The sequence below is a fragment of the Rhizobium sp. LCM 4573 genome (assembly GCF_001854865.1).
Taxonomy (GTDB): Bacteria; Pseudomonadota; Alphaproteobacteria; order Rhizobiales; family Rhizobiaceae; genus Neorhizobium.
In genome coordinates this window covers 165,197-181,974 of sequence record NZ_MDDW01000028.1, presented here as the reverse complement: position 1 = coordinate 181,974, position 16,778 = coordinate 165,197, and the positions used below count along the sequence as shown (strand labels likewise).

The following is a 16,778-nucleotide window of genomic DNA, read 5'->3' as shown; positions in this document are numbered from 1 at the left end:
ATGAAACCCGATCGGTAGTGATCGGGAATGGCGGGAGCAGGCCGTGCGGAAAACCCTTCTCAACAGCATCTTCGTTTTGCTTCTCATCTTGCCCGGACAAGGGGTTGCGCAACAGGCGTCCGATACCGTGGCGCCCGAGCGCGCAACCGGCTTCACCTCGGCCAAACGCACGGAGGCGAAGCGCTTCATGGTGGCGGCTGCCAATCCGCTGGCGGCTGAAGCGGGCCGCGAAATTCTCGCCAAGGGCGGCAATGCCATAGACGCCATGGTGGCGGTTCAGACAGTGCTCGGGCTCGTGGAGCCGCAAAGCTCCGGCCTCGGCGGCGGCGCCTTCCTCGTCTATTACGATGCCGCCACTCAGAAGCTCACCACCTTCGACGGACGCGAAACTGCGCCGATGGAAGCCACGCCAAAGCTCTTCCTCGACGCACAGGGCCAGCCGCTGAAATTCATGGATGCGGTGGTGGGCGGCCGCTCGGTCGGCACGCCCGGCACGGTGAAGCTGCTGCACGAGGTTCACAAGCGTCTCGGAAAAGCCGAGTGGGCGAGCCTGTTCGAGCCGGCCCAAAAACTCGCGACGGAAGGCTTTGCCGTCTCGCCTCGCCTGGCAGGCCTGATCGCCTCTGAAGGAGACCGGCTCAAAAAATACGAAAGGCCGCGCGGTTATTTTTACGACGAGAGCGGCACGCCGCTGAAGGCAGGAGCCATCCTCAAGAACCCTGCCTACGCGGAAACGCTGAACGCGATCGCAGGCGGTGGCGCCGATGCCTTCTATTCCGGCCCGATCGCGGAAGCGATCGTGAAGACCGTGCGGGAAGCTGAAGGCAATCCCGGCGTGCTCTCGCTGGCCGATTTCTCCAATTACCGGATCAAGGAGCGCGAACCGGTCTGCATCACCTACCGAGCGCTCGATATCTGCGGCATGGGCCCGCCCTCTTCCGGGGCCGTGGCGGTCGGGCAGATCCTCGGCATCGCCGAGAATTTCGACTTGCGTGGGCTCGGGCCGCAGAATCCTGAAAGCTGGCGCATCATCGGCGATGCTCAGCGCCTCGCCTTCGCCGACCGCGAGCGCTATCTGGCCGACCCGGATTTCGTGCCGGCGCCCATCAAGGGGCTTTTGACCAAAGACTATCTCGGCGCCCGCGCCGCGCTCCTCGACGGCGACAAGGCGCTTGCCGCCGATGCCGTGAAGGCCGGCGAGCCGGAATGGGATCATGCCCTGCTTTTCGGCCGCGGCGAGGCACTCGAAATGCCTTCCACCAGCCATTTTTCGATCGTGGACGGCGACGGGAATGTCGTCTCGATGACCACGACCATTGAAAGCGGTTTCGGCTCCCGGCTGATGACGAACGGTTTCCTGCTCAACAATGAGCTGACCGATTTTTCCTTCAAGACCCATGATGGGGCTCTGCCGGTGGCCAACCGCGTGGAGCCCGGCAAGCGTCCGCGCTCTTCCATGGCACCCACCATCGTCATGAAGGACGGCAAGCCGCTGCTGGCGATCGGCTCCCCTGGCGGCAGCYAGATCATCGGCTATGTGGCGCAGGCGCTGATCGCCTATGTCGACTGGCAGATGCCGGTAGAGGAGGTCGTCGCCCAGCCGCACCTCATCAACCGCTTCGGCACCTACGATATCGAAGCCGGCACGACCGCCGAGGAGTTGGCCGAACCGCTGAAGACGCTCGGATACGAGGTGAAGGCGGGCGAGATGAATTCCGGTCTGCATGCGATCGAGATTACCGCCACCGGCCTTGCCGGCAGCGCCGATCCGCGCCGCGAGGGGACCGCCGTGGGCGAGTAGCGGCTTTCGCAGCCAAAGGGATTGAGCTAGCAATGTGGTCATGACCGCATTGCCTGATTTCCTCCGCATCGATCCCGAAACCCGCCGCGTCTCGCTCGACGGACGCGACCCGGCCTTCTATGGCGATCCGAACCGTGTCTACGCGGCGCTCCACGAGCATTGTCCGACCTTCTACTGGGAGGAACAGCGGCAATGGTTCTTCACCGGCTACGACCATGTGAAYGCTCTTCTGCGTGATCGCCGCTTCGGCCGGCAGATCCTGCACATTGCGAGCCGCGAGGAACTCGGGCTTCCCGAACCGGCTCGGCATCTTGAGAATTTCGATCTTGCCGAGCGTCATTCGCTGCTGGAGATCGAACCGCCGGAGCACACGCGTCTGCGCACGCTCGTTAACCGCGCCTTCGTCTCCCGCCATATCGAGCGGCTACGGCCGGAGATCGCCGAACTCACGGAAAAGCTGATCGACAGGTTCGAGAAGGACGGTGAAACCGAGCTTCTCTCCTCCTTCGCCGATATCATTCCCGTCACCATGATCGCCCGGATGATCGGCATCCCTGACGAAATGGGACCGCAACTGCTTGCCTGGTCGCATGCCTATGTCGGCATGTACATGTTCAAGCGCAGCCTTGAGGATGAATACGCTGCCGACCGGGCGGCGAGGGAGTTCGCGGACTATGTGAAGGGCCTCATCGCCGAGCGCCGCCGGAACCCGCGCGAAGACCTGCTGACCCACATGATCCATACGGAACACAAGGGGCAGTACCTCACCGATGACGAGCTGGTCTCCACGACCATCGTGCTCCTCAATGCCGGCCACGAGGCGACCGTCCATCAGATCGGCAATTCGGTGCGCGTGATCCTGGAAAGCGGGCTACCACCGGCCGAGCTTTTCCAGGATGAGGCTACGACCGAACGCACGGTCGAGGAGACGCTGCGCATCTGCGCGCCGGTGCACATCTTCCAGCGCTGGGCGCTCGAGGATGTCGAGGTGGACGGCCTTTCCTTCAAGCGCGGGGACAAGGTGAGCCTCATCCTCGCCGCGGCCAATCTCGATCCGAGGAAATTCTCCGATCCGCTCGCCTTCAAGCCTGACCGGCAGGAGGCGCCGAACCTCTCCTTCGGAGCCGGCATACACTTCTGCATCGGCGCGCCGCTCGCCCGGCTCGAACTCAATATCGTGCTGCCGATCCTTTTCCGGCGCCTGCCGAGTTTGAGCATCGCATCACCGCCGAAGGTCAAGGATGTCTATCACTTCCACGGGTTGGAGCGGCTTGATCTGAAGTGGTGATCACACCCGGATGACGTAATCCTTGCGAGTCGTTTCAACGACTTCCCAGGTTCCCTTGAAACCGGGTCTCAGGATCATGCTGTCGCCGGGGCGCAGATGCACCGGCTCACCGCCCTCCTCCGTCACTATCGAATGACCGGAGAGGATGTGGAAATATTCCCATTCCTCGTAAATGATCCGCCACTTGCCGGGCGTCGCCTCCCATATTCCCGCATAGAGCCCGCCTTCGGCCTGCTCGAAGTTCCAGGTGCGGAATTGCGGGTCGCCGGAAATTAGCCGGTCCGGCTGAGGCGCGCCGTGCTCGGGTTCGACGGTGGAGGGATCGAATGCAAGCCGGAAGGTCATCTTTCACCTCATACGCATTTCAGCGGACACATTTAGCAATCCGGTCCTTCAAATCGCAATGATATAGGCTGGAGAAAGACGATCTGCCTCTTATTTCACGGAAGATGGGAGAACGAACACCGGAGGACACCCCAATGGCAAAGAACACGATCTGCCTGTGGTACGACAAGGATGCCGAGGCTGCCGCCCGCTTCTATGCGGAGACTTTTCCCGACAGCTCCGTCGGCGCCCTCATCCGCGCGCCCGGAAACTATCCGGACGGGAAGCAAGGAGACCTGCTGGTCGTTGAATTCACCGTAGCGGGCATTCCCTGCATCGGCCTGAACGGCGGCCCCACCTTCAAACACAACGAAGCCTTTTCCTTCCAGATCGCAACCGACGATCAGGAGGAAACCGACCGCTACTGGAACGCCATTGTCGGCAATGGCGGCCAGGAAAGCGAATGCGGCTGGTGCAAGGACAAGTGGGGCATCTCCTGGCAGATCACACCGCGCGTCCTGACCGAGGCGCTCGCGGCAGGCGGCCATCAGGCAAAACGCGCCTTTGATGCGATGATGACCATGAGGAAGATCGACGTCGCGGCAATCGAGGCCGCCCGGCAAGGCTGAAGCCTCATCGCGTCGAGCAACATCAAAGCCTTGCGAGCGACTGTTCGAGGTCGGCGATGATGTCGGCCGCGTCCTCGATGCCGATCGACAGGCGCACCACGTCGGGCCCGGCGCCGGCGGCAATCTGCTGCTCCTCGGTCAGCTGCCTGTGCGTGGTTGAGGACGGGTGGATGACAAGCGAGCGGGTATCGCCGATATTGGCGAGGTGGGAGAAGAGCTTGAGGCCTTCCACGAAGGCCTTGCCGGCCTCATATCCGCCCTTGATGCCAAAGGTGAAGACGGAACCCGCCCCCTTCGGCGAATATCGCTGCTGCAGCGCGTGGTTGGGATCGTCCTCAAGCCCCGCATAGCGTATCCACGCCACCCTCTCATGCTCCTTCAGCCATTTCGCCACCGCCAGCGCGTTGTCGTTATGTCTCTGCATCCGGAGCGGCAGCGTCTCGATGCCGGTGAGGATGAGAAAGGCGTTGAAGGGCGAGATCGCCGGCCCAAGGTCGCGCAGGCCGAGTACGCGGGCCGCGATTGCGAAGGCGAAGTTGCCGAAGGTCTGGTGCAGGACCATGCCGGCATATTCCGGCCGCGGCTCCGACAGCATCGGGTACTTGCCGGATTTCGACCAATCGAAAGTGCCGCCGTCGACGATGATGCCGCCCATGGAATTGCCGTGGCCGCCGAGGAATTTCGTCAACGAGTGGATGACGATGTCGGCCCCGTGCTCTATGGGCCTCACCAGATAGGGGCTGGCGAGCGTGTTGTCGACGATCAGCGGCAGTCCGTACCTTCGGGCCACCTCGGCTATACCCGCTATGTCCACGAAGGTACCGCCAGGATTGGCCAGGCTTTCGATGAAGATGGCCTTGGTGCGCTCGTCGATCTGGCTCTCGAAACTCTCGGGATCGGCAGAATCAGCCCAGCGCACCTGCCAGTCGAAATTGCGGAAGGCATGGCCGAACTGGTTGACCGAACCGCCATAGAGCTGACGCGCGGCGACGAAATTGTCGCCCGCACCCATGATCGTGTGGAAGGCGAGCATCTGCGCCGCGTGGCCGGAAGCGGTCGCGAGCGCCGCCGTGCCGCCCTCGAGCGCGGCGATCCTTTCCTCCAGCACCGCCTGCGTCGGGTTCATGATGCGGGTATAGATATTGCCGAACTGCTGCAGTCCGAAGAGCGCCGCCGCATGGTCTGCATCGTTGAAGACGAAGGATGTCGTCTGATAGATCGGCGTCGCCCGCGCCCCCGTCGTCGGATCTGGCTCGGCGCCGGCATGGACGGCAAGCGTGGAAAATCCCGGACTGCGTGTCGGCATGGCGCCCTCTCCTCGAACGACGGGTCTCTGCTTGACCCAAGAAAACCGCTGATCGGCCACCGATCAAGGAATAAGATTCCGGGCGGACAGCGTATCGGGCAAGCAAAAACCTCCCTTTGCGGTTGTGAAGCCGATCAGGCGACCAGGCGGGGATACTCGATTGCAGGGCAGCGGTCCATCACCACCGCGATACCGGCGGCTTCGGCCTTGGCGGCGGCCCTATCGTCGCGGACGCCGAGCTGCCCCCAGACGACTTTCGGTTTCTGCGGCAGGGCCAGCGCCTCATCCACCACGCCATCCAGATATTGCGCGGCACGGAAGATATCGACCATGTCGACGGCCTCGGGAATATCGGAAAGACGGGCATAGACCTTCTGCCCACGGATTTCCTTGCCCGCCTGACCGGGATTGACCGGGATCACGCGGTAGCCCTTCGAAAGCAGGAAGCCCATCACCCGGTTGCTCGGGCGCTCCGGATTGGGTGACGCGCCGAGCAGCGCGATCGTGCGGGTCGTCTTCAGTATCTCGGCAATATAGGCGTCGTCGTAGCGGTCGTGGTTCATGTTTACCTCCTGCGACGGATACGGCCGCTGGCCGCTCCTCATCCTCTATTTAGGTAACATTCCGCCAAATCCGATGGGCGCCCGCCCTTCTCTTTTCCACAACGGGATTTCCGGCTGGTTAAGCCGGCTCGCCCTGCGTTTCACCAATGTTCCGGGAACATTCGCGTTCCGTACCCAGGCATATTAGAGCCATCTTATGGTTGAATTAGGGGTTCCTACTGATCGAGCCTCGCAAAACCGCATCACGCGAAATATCTCGTTTACAGCACGATCCGGACGGTTGCCGGCTGGCAATTCACGCTTTGTTTCGTAGTTTCATCAAATATTGCTTTGAGATCGACTGAATTTCATCAACCGATGCCGTTTCACTCGCTTGAGCAATTTCTTGAAATACTTCAATCATAGATTGCATAGCCCATCCTAATCTTGTCTGAAACCAGCAAGATTAAGAAACCCCATGTTCCGACAGGTTTGCACATGGCTGCGACAAGAAATTGACAGATCCGATCTTGACTGATTTCGACCGGTTCAGTTCCCTGCGCCCTAGCGGCGGGGGGAGCGGAAGGAGCCAGGATGCACCCCATCATGACTATCGAGGATATCCACGCCTTTCTGGAAAGCCACTTTCCGCAGGTGCATGCGGATGGCCGTGTCCTTTCGGTGACCGATATCCGGCCAGGCGGGCTTACCATGCGCTTCGAACCCGGCGAACGGCATCTGCGGCCCGGCGACACGGTTTCCGGCCCTTCCATGGTGATGCTCGCGGACGTCGCGGCCTATGCGGCAATCCTCGCCCATATCGGCCCGGTGGCGCTTGCGGTCACGACCAGCCTCAACATCAACTTCCTGCGCAAGCCGAAGCTCGCGCCGATTTTCTGCGACTGCAGGATACTGAAACTCGGCAAACGGCTGGCGGTCATAGATGCCATCCTCACGCAGGAGAACGTGGATTCTCCGGTCGCCCAGGCCGTGGCGACCTATTCGATTCCGCCGAAATAATGTGGTATAATCATACCTCACCGATAACCCATTGATTTTACTAAATCTATTTTTCAACGCTCGAAGTCCACGAGCTTGACCATTTTTTCCGTCGCCGGTATAAGCCGCCGCAGTCTGCAGACCTTCCCGGACTGCATTCTCTCTTGCCGCTTCAGGCAAGCCAAGCAACAAGAAACGCCCGGCGTTCGGAACATCCGGAAGCTCGGGTCCAGATGAAAGAAGCAAGAACATGTCAACCTTCGTTCAGAAGCCCGCCGAGGTGGAGAAGAAGTGGGTGATCATCGATGCCGAAGGGCTCGTCGTCGGTCGCCTCGCCACCATCGTTGCCAACCGTCTCCGCGGCAAGCACAAGGCCACCTACACCCCCCACGTCGATGATGGCGACAACGTCATCGTCATCAATGCGGAAAAGGTCGCCCTCACCGGCAAGAAGTATTCCGACAAGAAGTATTACTGGCACACCGGTTATCCGGGTGGCATCAAGGAGCGCACTGCGCGCCAGATCATCGAAGGCCGCTTCCCGGAGCGCGTCGTCGAGAAGGCTGTCGAGCGCATGATCCCGCGCGGCCCGCTCGGCCGTCGCCAGCTCAAGAACCTGCGCGTCTATGCCGGCCCGAACCATCCCCATGAAGCACAGCAGCCGGTCGCCCTCGACGTGGCCAAGCTGAACAGCAAGAACGTAAGGAGCGCCTGATAATGGCCGATCTCTCCTCTCTGAAGGATCTCGCTCCGGCGGCCGAAAACCAGGCTCCGGTTCACGTCCGCAAGGTCGATAACCTCGGCCGTTCGTACGCCACTGGCAAGCGCAAGAACGCGGTCGCCCGCGTTTGGGTCAAGGCCGGCTCCGGCAAGATCATCGTCAACGGCAAGGATTTCTCGGCATACTTCGCCCGCCCGGTCCTGCAGATGATCCTGCAGCAGCCGATCGTCGCAGCAGCCCGCACCGGCCAGTTCGACATCGTCGCGACCGTTGCAGGCGGCGGTCTTTCCGGTCAGGCCGGCGCAGTTCGCCACGGCCTTTCCAAGGCCCTCACCTATTTTGAGCCGGGCCTTCGCTCGGTCCTCAAGAAGGGTGGCTTCCTGACCCGCGACAGCCGCGTCGTCGAGCGTAAGAAGTACGGCAAGGCTAAGGCCCGTCGTTCCTTCCAGTTCTCCAAGCGCTAATCGCTTCGGATTTGGACTTTCGAAAAGGCGGGGCTTCGGCTCCGCTTTTTTGTTTGCGGTCTTGTTTTTCAGTTTTGCCCGAAGCACCTTACGGCAGCCATCCTGGAGAGGATCATGCCCTCGAAATCCATCGACCATGCCTTCACCGGCAAAAGCCTCACCTCCGCCGCCACGGATCCGACATTTGCGGGCGCGCTTTCCTTCATGCGCCGACGCTTCACCAAGAACCTCGATGGCGCCGACGCGGTCGTCTGGGGCATCCCGTTCGATGCCGCAACCTCCAACAGGCCGGGCGCGCGGTTCGGACCGCAGGCGATCCGCAGGGCTTCCGCGATCTTCGATAACGATCCGCAATATCCGTTTCAGCGCGACCTCTTCGCCGAAATGGCTGTGATCGATTACGGCGACTGCCTGCTCGACTACGGCGATCATCAGAAGACCCCCGCCACGATAGAGCGGGAAGCCGCCGCGATCCTCACAGGCGGCGCCTTCCTGCTGACGCTCGGCGGCGACCATTTCATCACCTGGCCGCTCCTTAAGGCGCATGCGGCAAAGTACGGCCCGCTCGCGCTGGTGCAGTTCGATGCCCATCAGGATACCTGGTTCGACGATGGCAAGCGCATCGACCACGGTTCCTTCGTGGCGCGCGCTGTCCGCGATGGCCTCATCCATGCGGGCCACTCGATCCAGATCGGCATCCGCACCCATGCGCCGGAGGATTGCGRCATCCGCATTCTCCATGGCCACGAAGTGGAGGACCTGACGGCGGCCGAAATCGCCGGGCTGATCCTGGACCATGTCGGCGACGTGCCCGCCTATCTCACCTTCGATATAGACTGTCTCGATCCGGCCTTTGCACCCGGCACCGGCACGCCGGTCGCCGGCGGGCCGAGCAGCGCCAAGATCCTGTCCGTGCTGAGCAAGCTCGGACCGCTCGATATCCGTGGCGCAGATGTCGTCGAAGTCGCGCCTGCCTATGACCACGCGGATATCACCGCCATTGCCGGAGCGACGGTTGCCATGTATATGCTCGGGCTCCGCGCGGAGAAATTTGCCGCCCGTTAATTTTCTGATTCAACACATTGGTAGACTGAATCCGGACCTCACTCCAAGGCACTGAAACAACAGGATAAAGACAATGGCAGCGAAGATATTCATCGATGGCGAACACGGTACGACGGGGCTGCAAATCCGCACCCGCATGGCCGGCCGCCGCGATGTAGAGCTGCTGTCGATCCCGGAAGCGGAGCGGCGCAACGCCGCCATGCGCGAGGACCTGCTGAACAGTGCGGATATCGCCATCCTTTGCTTGCCGGACGATGCTTCGAAAGAGGCCGTCTCCATGCTCTCCGGCAACAACAAGGTGCGGGTCATCGATACCTCGACCGCCTACCGCGTCGATCCTGCCTGGGCCTATGGTTTTGCCGAAATGGACAAGGCGCAGGCCGACAAGATCCGGTCCGCTGGCCATGTCGCCAATCCGGGCTGCTATCCGACCGGCGCGATCGGCCTTATCCGCCCGCTGCGCGCCGCCGGCATCCTGCCAGACGGTTATCCGGTGACGGTTAACGCGGTCTCCGGCTATACCGGCGGCGGCAAGCAGCTGATCGGCCAGATGGAAGACCAGACCCGCGAAGACGCCATCTCCGCCAACAACTTCCTCTACGGCCTGCCGCTCAAACACAAGCACGTTCCGGAGATGAAGGTTCACGGCCAGCTCGACCGCGCGCCGCTCTTCTCGCCCTCCGTCGGCCGCTTTGCGCAAGGCATGATCGTACAGGTGCCCCTCTTCCTCGATGACCTCAAGGATGGAACCACCATCGAGGGCATCCACAAGGCGCTCACCGAGCATTATGCCGGCCAGGATATCGTCACTGTCGTGCCGCTCGAGGAAAGCAAGGCCCTGCCCCGCGTCGATGCCGAGGAACTCGTCAATACCGACAGGATGAAGCTCTTCGTGTTCGGTACGCCAGGCGGCGCCCATGTCAATCTCGTCGCTCTGCTCGACAATCTCGGCAAGGGTGCCTCGGGTGCGGCCGTCCAGAACATGGACCTGATGCTTTCGGCATGAGCGACAAGGGCATAGCGGCCTTCCCCACCGAATGGCGGATCGAAAGCGCGCACCGTATTGCCGATACGGTGGCCGGCACCGTCTATGAGGTGACGCGGGCCCGCGGCGAAATCGATATCGTCAAGGTGCTGAAGAAGAAGGCGCTTGCCGACAACCTTCGCGGCGTCGACTTCCTCGAATGGCGCGACGGGATCGGGGCCATCCGTGTGTTGGCGCGCTCGGGCAATGTCATACTCCTCGAACATGCCGGCAACGAGACGCTCCGCGACCGCCTCGTCTCGCATGGGGACGCCCAGGCGACCGAAATCGCGGCCGAGGTGTTGATGAAATACCATCGCTCCTCGGATGTGCCGCCACCGGCAACCCTCCAGCCCCTCCAGCGCTATTTCGAAAGCCTGTTCAGGAAGGCGGAAGCGGACCGCAGACAAGGTGTCGAAAGCTCCTATCGCGAAGGCGCGGCGATGGCCGAAGCGCTGATCGCGGACCAGCGCGACGTCAGGCCGCTGCATGGCGACCTGCATCACGAGAATATCATGCTGGGCCCGCGCGGCTGGCTCATCATCGATCCGGTCGGCCTGATCGGCGATGCGGCGCTCGATGTCGCCAATATGTTCTCCAATCCGCTCGACCGTTTCGACCTGACTCGCGACGAGAACCGCATCGCCTCGATGGCGGAAGTCTTCGCCAAAACGCTTGGGCGCGACGTGCGCACCCTTCTGCGTTACGCCTTCGCTTATGGCTGCCTGTCGGCCGCCTGGCATGAAGAGGACGGCAGCGAGGAAGAGCGCGACAACGAACTCAAGGTCGCAGCCGCTGTCCGTAGCGTTCTGCAGCAGGTTTAGCCGCGAACCTCGATCTTAGCCTCGGCAGGATATTCACCGACAAAGCCGCGCCAATGGGCGATCGCAAAGCCGAGCACCACGAGCGCGCCGGCTTGGTGCAGAAGCGCGACATGTAGGTGCACCTGGGTCAGCAGCGTCGCGATGCCGATGCCCGCCTGCAGACAGATAAGCCCGAAGAGCAACACGGCGCGGCGGGCATGCGTGGTTCCCGGTGCCGAGCGCAGCGTCACCACCATGTGCCAGAGCGCCACGGCGAAGAGGAGGTAAGCGCCCATGCGATGGACGAACTGCACCGTCTTCGGATTTTCGAAGAGATTGATCCACCAGGGCTGCTGGACAAAGAGATCGGCCGGCACCAGCGCCCCGTCCATCAGCGGCCAGGTATTGTAGCTGAGGCCGGCATCGAGCCCCGCCACCAGCGCGCCGAGATAGATCTGGAAGAGCGACAGCACCGCCACCAGGACCGCGCCCGTCTTCGCGCTGCCCTTCGCGGCATCGCCGCTATGCGGCGACAATCCGCGCATGATCCAGACGCAGCCGGCGAAGATCAGACAGGCGATCGTCAGATGCACCGCCAGCCGGTATTGCGAGACGCTGACGAGCTTGGTGAGGCCGGAGGAGACCATCCACCAACCGATGAATCCCTGGAAACCGCCAAGTGCCAAGAGCCCGATCAGAGGTCCGCGCAGCCGCTTTTCGATGCGTCCCGTCAGCCAGAAGAACAGGAGCGGCAGGGCGAAGACGATGCCGATCGCGCGCGCCAGCAGGCGATGCGCCCATTCCCACCAGAAGATCGACTTGAACTCGTCGAGCGTCATGCCGTGGTTGATCTGCTCATATTGAGGAATGCGCTTGTAAAGCTCGAATTCCTCCTGCCACTCTTCCACGGAGAGCGGCGGAATGGCGCCGTGGATCGGCTTCCATTCGGTAATCGACAGGCCGGAATCCGTCAGCCGTGTCGCGCCGCCRACCAGAACAAGACAGAAGAGCGTGAAGATGACGACGCCGAGCCAGATGCGCACTGCGCGCCGGTCGCGCTCGCGCCGCTTCGTCTCGCCTAAAATGTTTGCTGCCGTCACGTCCGCCGCCGACATGGTCACTCCTGCGGTTCCGGGAAAAAGGGGCGCACATCGTCCGCTCCCTCATCTTCGGCGTTGATTTGCCCCATAGACCCATGCAAAACAAGCCCCGATCCTTTGCGGCATGCGGTCGCGGATGCCTAAAGAAGCCCCATGAGGAGATGAAAGACCACATGCCCGCGCGCCTCAGAAGCTTCATCGGCACGATCCTCATCATCTGCCTCGTCATCTTTTACGCGTTGGCGGCGACCACCATAGCCACACTGCTACTCGGCACCTCCCCTTGGTGGGTCCATCTTCTCTATTTCCTGCTGAGCGGGCTCGTCTGGATACTGCCGGCCATGCTGATCATCAGGTGGATGGCTGGCCCGAAGCCGAAGTGACCGTCGGTCCGTCACTTCGCATTAACCAAATCCCGCAGATTTGGYGCCGCGACTCGTCCGGTAAACCCATTCTTTCGATGCCCCGCCTATCATCCCGGCAGTGATCGGCAGGGGCGAAATGCACAAGCGGAAAACCGAATTCGTCGATACGCTCGGCAGCGCCCAGAGCCCGGAAGGGCTCCGGGCCGACGGGCGGTTTTCCCTTGCCGACCTTCRCCTTTCGGTAACCAACGATCTCTCCCCGCTGGAGGCCGCATGGCGGCAGCTTGAGAACCTTGAGCGAAATTCTCTGCATCAGGGCTATGACTGGTGCCGCGCATGGTTCGAAGCGCATGGCAATCGGGGCATCGTCGTGGAGGGCCATATCGACGGCCGCACGGTGATGCTTCTGCCGCTCGAAGTGGCCGAGATAATCGGCATCCGCATCGCCCGCCCGCCCGGGGGCCGGTTCAACAACGTCAATACCGGGCTCTTCAGTGAGGACTTCCCCCTCCCCGAGGAGCAAGCCCTTACAGGTCTCGCCCGGTCTCTGAAGGTCGCGCTTGCCGCCCACGCGGACCTGCTCGTCTACGACAACGTGCCGCTTGAATGGCATGGCATCCGCCATCCCCTCGCCGCGCTCGCGACTGCCGAAAATCCCAACCGCTCCTTCCAGCTTCCGCTCCGCGCCTCGTTCGAGGAAACGATCGCGCAGCTCAACGCCAAGACCCGGAGAAAAAGGTTCCGCTCCCAAAGCCGCAAGCTCGAAACCCTCGGCGGCTTCGAACATATCTGCCCGACGACAAGCGAGGAAAGACACGCCCTTCTCGATCTATTCTTCCGTCAGAAGGGCGAGCGCCTGAGGGCTTTCGGCCTGCCGGATATCTTCCGCCCCTCCGGAACGCGCGATTTCTTTCATCGCCTGCTCGATGCTCCGCAGCGCGGCCTCGATACACCGCTCGCTCTGCATGCCATCCGCCTGAACGGCCGGCATGAGGGACATATCGCGGCGATCGCCGGGCTTTCGCGGAAGGGCGGGCACATGCTTTGCCAGTTCAGCTCGATCGACGAGAGCGTCTGCCCGGAAGCGAGCCCCGGCGAACTCTTGTTCTGGCTGATGATCGAGCAGGCCTGCGGAGTAGGCGCAACCGTCTTCGATTTCGGGCTCGGCGACCAGGTCTACAAGCGGAGCTGGTGCACGGAGGAGACCGTGCAGCACGATATCCTGCTGCCGCTGACCTGGAAGGGCACGGCCGCCTATCCCCTTGCAGCCGCGCTTGGCCGGGCGAAATCGGCGGTCAAGCGCAGCCCCGGTCTCTACACGCTCCTGCAGCGCTGCCGCGCCGGTCTCGAGAGATTACAGCAAACACCCTGACCTAGAACGGATCAGGCGGCGGCATTCCTTCCCGCGCTGGGCGAGCGGCCTTCGCCAAGGCCGGACATCACGAGCAGGTTGCGGTAACCTGCCTCCTCGAACTTGCTCACCAGGGCGGCGATATCTGCCTCCTCCAATTCCGGCACCGACAGGATGATCTCGGCCGATTCCGCTCGGGTCAGGCGTGAAAGCCCGGACATCTCGGCGGGACCGCATTCCACCAGCACCAGGTCATAGGCGTCGCAAAGCGCGTCGACGATCATGGTCAGCCGATCAGCACCGCGCATCGCGCGGCCCGCATCCGCCGTCCCATGCGGTATGACATGCGCATCCGAGAGGCGATCGCGATGAATGGCGTCGCCGAAAGCCGTCTCCCCGCAGAGAAGATCGGTAATGCCCGGCAGACGGGCACTCTCCGCCATCAGCCGTGTCGGGCATGCCGAACCGGTCATGTCGAGCAGCACGACGGTACGGCCGCTTTCCGCCACGTCGCGGGCAAGCATCACGGTCGCGGTCGAGCCGCCGTCACCAGTCGGAGACACGGCGATTGCAAGCGGAATATCGTAGCGCAGCAGATATTGGGAGACCGAACGGATGGAGAAGGCTTCATCCTCCTGCTCGTCCTCCTGTCTGTCCTGCTCTTCCTCGTCACTCTCCTCCACCTCGGGAGAAACCGGATTGCCTTTGTCCGCTTCACCAGAACCGGCAGTCTCCTGATGATCGAAATGGGCTGCCGCCTGCACCGGCTCGGGCTGCATCACGACCGGCGCGGCATTCGCAATTCTGGCTACCGGTGCGATTTTCACCGCTTCCCCCTCCTCCGAGGGCCGCAGGGCACGGCCGGAGAAAAGCTCGCGAAGCATCGCGATGATGGCGCCGATGATGAGCGTTGCGAGCGCCACGACGATCACGATCGGCCCGACCTTCGGGAAATAAGGCTCGGAAGGCTCGACCGCGCTCGAGACGATGCGGGCATCGGCGGGGCTCGAATTGCGATCGAGCTGGGAGGCCGCCTCGCGATAGCGGGCCAGATAGGTTTCCAGAAGCTGGCGCTGCGCGGCCGCTTCGCGTTCCAGGGCGCGCAGGCCCACCTCTTCTTCCCCCGCCCTTGCGGAATCCGCCTTCAACCCGTTGAGCTGCTGGATCAATTGCTGCTCGCGCAGCCGGGCGACTTCTGCCTCGCTATTCAGGCTTCCGAGGATCTTCTGGGTTTCGCTCTCGATCTGCCGGCGGATTCCCGCAAGCTGCGCGCGAAGCCCTTTGAGGCGCGGATGATTTTCGAGCAGAGCCGTCGATTGGTCCGAAACCTGCGCCTGGAGATTGGCCTCCGCCTCCTTCAGGCGCTGGATGACCTGCGATCCCACCACGTCGCCCAATGTATCGTAATCACGGCCCGCCTCGAGTGCTGCGCGCACGTTCTCCGCCCTCGCCTCGGCATTGGCGCGCTCGGCCCTCACGCGGGCAAGCTCGGTGGAGATATCGTTCAGCTGCTGGGCGGAAAAACTGTTCGTTTCGGTGGTCTGGAAGAGGCCGGCGGAAGAACGGTAGTCCGCCACCTTCTTTTCCGCCTCGCGCACCTTTTCGGTCAAGTTCGCGATCTCCGGCTCCAGCCAGCGGGCGGTTTCCGAATGGGTATCCAGCTTGGCGCCGCTCTGTAATGAGAGATAAACGTCCGCCATCTTGTTCGGGATGGCGGCGGCGAGCTTCGGGTCATGCGAGGAAAACTCGATCGCGATCACGCGCGAGTTTTCGACGGGATAGACTTCCAGCTTTTCCCGGAAGGCCTTCAGCACCCTCTCCTCCGGCGCAAGGTCCAGCGGGTTCTGCTGCAGGCCAAGCAGTACCAGCGGATTGGGCAACATGGATTGCGCGTCCGGATCGAACTCCTTCAACTCATGGAGCTTCAAGTCCCTCGCGACTTCCTTGATGAGATCGGTCGACTGCAGGAGCTGCGCCTGGCTGGTGACGTTCAGCGCATCGAGCACCGGGTCGTTGGCACTGGCCGGCGTCTCGGTGCCGGAAAGATTGGGCGAGCGGGATTCGATCAGGATGCGCGTTTCGCCGCGATAGCTCGGGGTCGCAAGACTTGCGCCTACGAATGCGAGGCCTGCCGCAAGCACCGTCGAGCCGAGAATCCTGGCCCTGCGCTCCCAGACCGCCGAAAACRGCCGCCCGAGATCGATGTCCATGTCCTGATTGCCCGCCAAGCCCGACATGCCATGCTCCAACTGGTAGATTTCCGCAAAGTGTAAAACATCGTGGTAACGCGAGGGTTAATGGCTCCTACCACCCGCTTTACCCGGAAAATTCGGAAATCCTGGCCGCGCCTTTACCGGGCATTAACCCTAACGGAACGATAACAGCCGCATATGCCTGCCCAGCCGGAGCTTTGAGCAAATGCCGTTGGCCCGTCCGAATTATGTGATCGCGCTTGCGTTTGCAGTCGCCGCCACCGCGCTTGCCGGCTGCACCACCTATCGCCCTGCGCCCAAGGCCTTCCACGAGGCGACGATCCAGCCCTATCGCCTCGATAGCGGCGACCGTCTTCGCATCAACGTGTTCGAGCAGCCGGGACTCAGCAATACCTATACGGTGGATCAGGCCGGCTACGTCTCCTTTCCGCTGATCGGCCGCGTGGCCGCGCGCGGCCAGACGCTCACGGCACTCGAAGGCGCGATCGCGGCCAAGCTCAGGCAGGGTTACCTGCGCGATCCCGACGTCACGATCGAAGTCGACCGCTACCGGCCCGTCTTCGTGATGGGCGAGGTTGGCCGTCCCGGACAATATTCCTACGTGCCTGGGATGACCGCTCAGAACGCCATCGCGATCGCCGGCGGCTTCACGCCGCGCGGCAATCAGCAGGATGTCGACGTTACCCGCAAGATCAACGGGGAGATCATCACCGGACGTACCGCGATCTCCAGTCCCGTCCTTGCGGGCGATACGATCTACATCCGCGAGCGGCTGTTCTGAGT

General features: G+C 62.2%; 17 protein-coding genes. 12 read left to right on the top strand and 5 right to left on the bottom strand.

Annotation, left to right across the window (positions count from 1 at the left end; genetic code table 11):
• The first annotated feature begins 43 nt into the window (after window positions 1–43).
• Window positions 44–1,801, top strand: a complete 1,758-nt coding sequence (gene ggt / locus LCM4573_RS22825; protein ID WP_071008710.1) for a gamma-glutamyltransferase — start codon at window positions 44–46, stop codon at window positions 1,799–1,801.
• A 40-nt stretch (window positions 1,802–1,841) separates the two neighbouring features.
• Window positions 1,842–3,089 (top strand): cytochrome P450, encoded by a 1,248-nt coding sequence (locus LCM4573_RS22820; protein ID WP_071008709.1) that lies wholly within the window; start codon window positions 1,842–1,844, stop codon window positions 3,087–3,089.
• Here LCM4573_RS22820 and LCM4573_RS22815 read toward each other — a convergent pair whose 3' ends face one another.
• Window positions 3,090–3,434, bottom strand: a complete 345-nt coding sequence (locus LCM4573_RS22815; RefSeq protein ID WP_071008708.1) for a cupin domain-containing protein — start codon at window positions 3,432–3,434, stop codon at window positions 3,090–3,092.
• 134 nt (window positions 3,435–3,568) lie between these two features.
• Here LCM4573_RS22815 and LCM4573_RS22810 point away from each other — a divergent pair, with 134 nt between their 5' ends.
• Window positions 3,569–4,042, top strand: coding sequence for a VOC family protein (locus LCM4573_RS22810; RefSeq protein ID WP_071008707.1), 474 nt, complete (start codon window positions 3,569–3,571; stop codon window positions 4,040–4,042).
• A gap of 22 nt (window positions 4,043–4,064) precedes the next feature.
• Here the strand turns inward: LCM4573_RS22810 and LCM4573_RS22805 are convergent, their stop codons facing one another.
• Window positions 4,065–5,348 (bottom strand): O-acetylhomoserine aminocarboxypropyltransferase, encoded by a 1,284-nt coding sequence (locus tag LCM4573_RS22805; RefSeq protein ID WP_071008706.1) that lies wholly within the window; start codon window positions 5,346–5,348, stop codon window positions 4,065–4,067.
• A gap of 134 nt (window positions 5,349–5,482) precedes the next feature.
• On the bottom strand, window positions 5,483–5,911 hold the full coding sequence (locus tag LCM4573_RS22800) for a CoA-binding protein (protein ID WP_071008705.1): 429 nt from the start codon (window positions 5,909–5,911) through the stop codon (window positions 5,483–5,485).
• A gap of 573 nt (window positions 5,912–6,484) precedes the next feature.
• On the opposite strand from LCM4573_RS22800, the gene LCM4573_RS22795 reads away from it, so the two are divergent.
• The 6 genes from LCM4573_RS22795 to LCM4573_RS22770 all read left to right on the top strand — a co-directional run bounded on the left by LCM4573_RS22795 (window position 6,485) and on the right by LCM4573_RS22770 (window position 10,987).
• Complete coding sequence (locus LCM4573_RS22795; RefSeq protein WP_071008704.1) at window positions 6,485–6,910, top strand: PaaI family thioesterase; 426 nt, start codon at window positions 6,485–6,487, stop codon at window positions 6,908–6,910.
• 229 nt (window positions 6,911–7,139) lie between these two features.
• Entirely contained in the window at window positions 7,140–7,604 is a 465-nt protein-coding gene (gene rplM, locus LCM4573_RS22790) for a 50S ribosomal protein L13 (RefSeq protein ID WP_071008703.1), read from the top strand.
• A 2-nt stretch (window positions 7,605–7,606) separates the two neighbouring features.
• Entirely contained in the window at window positions 7,607–8,074 is a 468-nt protein-coding gene (gene rpsI / locus LCM4573_RS22785) for a 30S ribosomal protein S9 (RefSeq protein WP_071008702.1), read from the top strand.
• A gap of 114 nt (window positions 8,075–8,188) precedes the next feature.
• Window positions 8,189–9,139 carry an agmatinase gene (gene speB, locus LCM4573_RS22780; protein ID WP_071008701.1) on the top strand — a complete coding sequence of 317 codons (951 nt, stop codon included), beginning with the start codon at window positions 8,189–8,191 and terminating at the stop codon, window positions 9,137–9,139.
• 73 nt (window positions 9,140–9,212) lie between these two features.
• On the top strand, window positions 9,213–10,145 hold the full coding sequence (gene argC, locus LCM4573_RS22775) for an N-acetyl-gamma-glutamyl-phosphate reductase (RefSeq protein ID WP_071008700.1): 933 nt from the start codon (window positions 9,213–9,215) through the stop codon (window positions 10,143–10,145).
• A complete protein-coding gene (locus LCM4573_RS22770) occupies window positions 10,142–10,987 on the top strand; it encodes an aminoglycoside phosphotransferase family protein (protein ID WP_071008699.1) in 846 nt (281 codons plus the stop codon). The genes argC and LCM4573_RS22770 overlap by 4 nt, the downstream gene beginning before the upstream one ends.
• On the opposite strand, the gene LCM4573_RS22765 is transcribed toward LCM4573_RS22770, so the two are convergent.
• Window positions 10,984–12,081 carry a COX15/CtaA family protein gene (locus LCM4573_RS22765; RefSeq protein WP_071008698.1) on the bottom strand — a complete coding sequence of 366 codons (1,098 nt, stop codon included), beginning with the start codon at window positions 12,079–12,081 and terminating at the stop codon, window positions 10,984–10,986. The genes LCM4573_RS22770 and LCM4573_RS22765 overlap by 4 nt on opposite strands.
• Window positions 12,082–12,239: 158 nt before the next feature.
• Between LCM4573_RS22765 and LCM4573_RS22760 the strand changes: the two genes are divergently transcribed.
• The gene (locus LCM4573_RS22760) at window positions 12,240–12,449 is read left to right on the top strand and encodes a DUF2842 domain-containing protein (RefSeq protein WP_071008697.1); all 210 of its coding nucleotides are present in this window, start codon (window positions 12,240–12,242) and stop codon (window positions 12,447–12,449) included.
• Window positions 12,450–12,567: 118 nt separating this feature from the next.
• Window positions 12,568–13,803, top strand: a complete 1,236-nt coding sequence (locus LCM4573_RS22755; RefSeq protein ID WP_071008696.1) for a GNAT family N-acetyltransferase — start codon at window positions 12,568–12,570, stop codon at window positions 13,801–13,803.
• 11 nt (window positions 13,804–13,814) lie between these two features.
• On the opposite strand, the gene LCM4573_RS22750 is transcribed toward LCM4573_RS22755, so the two are convergent.
• Complete coding sequence (locus LCM4573_RS22750) at window positions 13,815–16,019, bottom strand: exopolysaccharide transport family protein (protein ID WP_071008695.1); 2,205 nt, start codon at window positions 16,017–16,019, stop codon at window positions 13,815–13,817.
• A gap of 181 nt (window positions 16,020–16,200) precedes the next feature.
• On the opposite strand from LCM4573_RS22750, the gene LCM4573_RS22745 reads away from it, so the two are divergent.
• Complete coding sequence (locus tag LCM4573_RS22745; protein ID WP_071008694.1) at window positions 16,201–16,776, top strand: polysaccharide biosynthesis/export family protein; 576 nt, start codon at window positions 16,201–16,203, stop codon at window positions 16,774–16,776.
• The last annotated feature ends 2 nt before the right edge of the window (window positions 16,777–16,778 follow it).

What these genes read in the sequence shown, in the direction of transcription:
- LCM4573_RS22815 (WP_071008708.1), bottom strand. Translation starts at nt 3,434, where the DNA reads ATGACCTTCCGGCTTGCATTCGATCCCTCCACCGTCGAACCCGAGCAC.
- LCM4573_RS22810 (WP_071008707.1), top strand. Translation starts at nt 3,569, where the DNA reads ATGGCAAAGAACACGATCTGCCTGTGGTACGACAAGGATGCCGAGGCT.
- LCM4573_RS22805 (WP_071008706.1), bottom strand. Translation starts at nt 5,348, where the DNA reads ATGCCGACACGCAGTCCGGGATTTTCCACGCTTGCCGTCCATGCCGGC.
- LCM4573_RS22800 (WP_071008705.1), bottom strand. Translation starts at nt 5,911, where the DNA reads ATGAACCACGACCGCTACGACGACGCCTATATTGCCGAGATACTGAAG.
- LCM4573_RS22795 (WP_071008704.1), top strand. Translation starts at nt 6,485, where the DNA reads ATGCACCCCATCATGACTATCGAGGATATCCACGCCTTTCTGGAAAGC.
- rplM (WP_071008703.1), top strand. Translation starts at nt 7,140, where the DNA reads ATGTCAACCTTCGTTCAGAAGCCCGCCGAGGTGGAGAAGAAGTGGGTG.
- rpsI (WP_071008702.1), top strand. Translation starts at nt 7,607, where the DNA reads ATGGCCGATCTCTCCTCTCTGAAGGATCTCGCTCCGGCGGCCGAAAAC.
- argC (WP_071008700.1), top strand. Translation starts at nt 9,213, where the DNA reads ATGGCAGCGAAGATATTCATCGATGGCGAACACGGTACGACGGGGCTG.
- LCM4573_RS22770 (WP_071008699.1), top strand. Translation starts at nt 10,142, where the DNA reads ATGAGCGACAAGGGCATAGCGGCCTTCCCCACCGAATGGCGGATCGAA.
- LCM4573_RS22760 (WP_071008697.1), top strand. Translation starts at nt 12,240, where the DNA reads ATGCCCGCGCGCCTCAGAAGCTTCATCGGCACGATCCTCATCATCTGC.
- LCM4573_RS22745 (WP_071008694.1), top strand. Translation starts at nt 16,201, where the DNA reads ATGCCGTTGGCCCGTCCGAATTATGTGATCGCGCTTGCGTTTGCAGTC.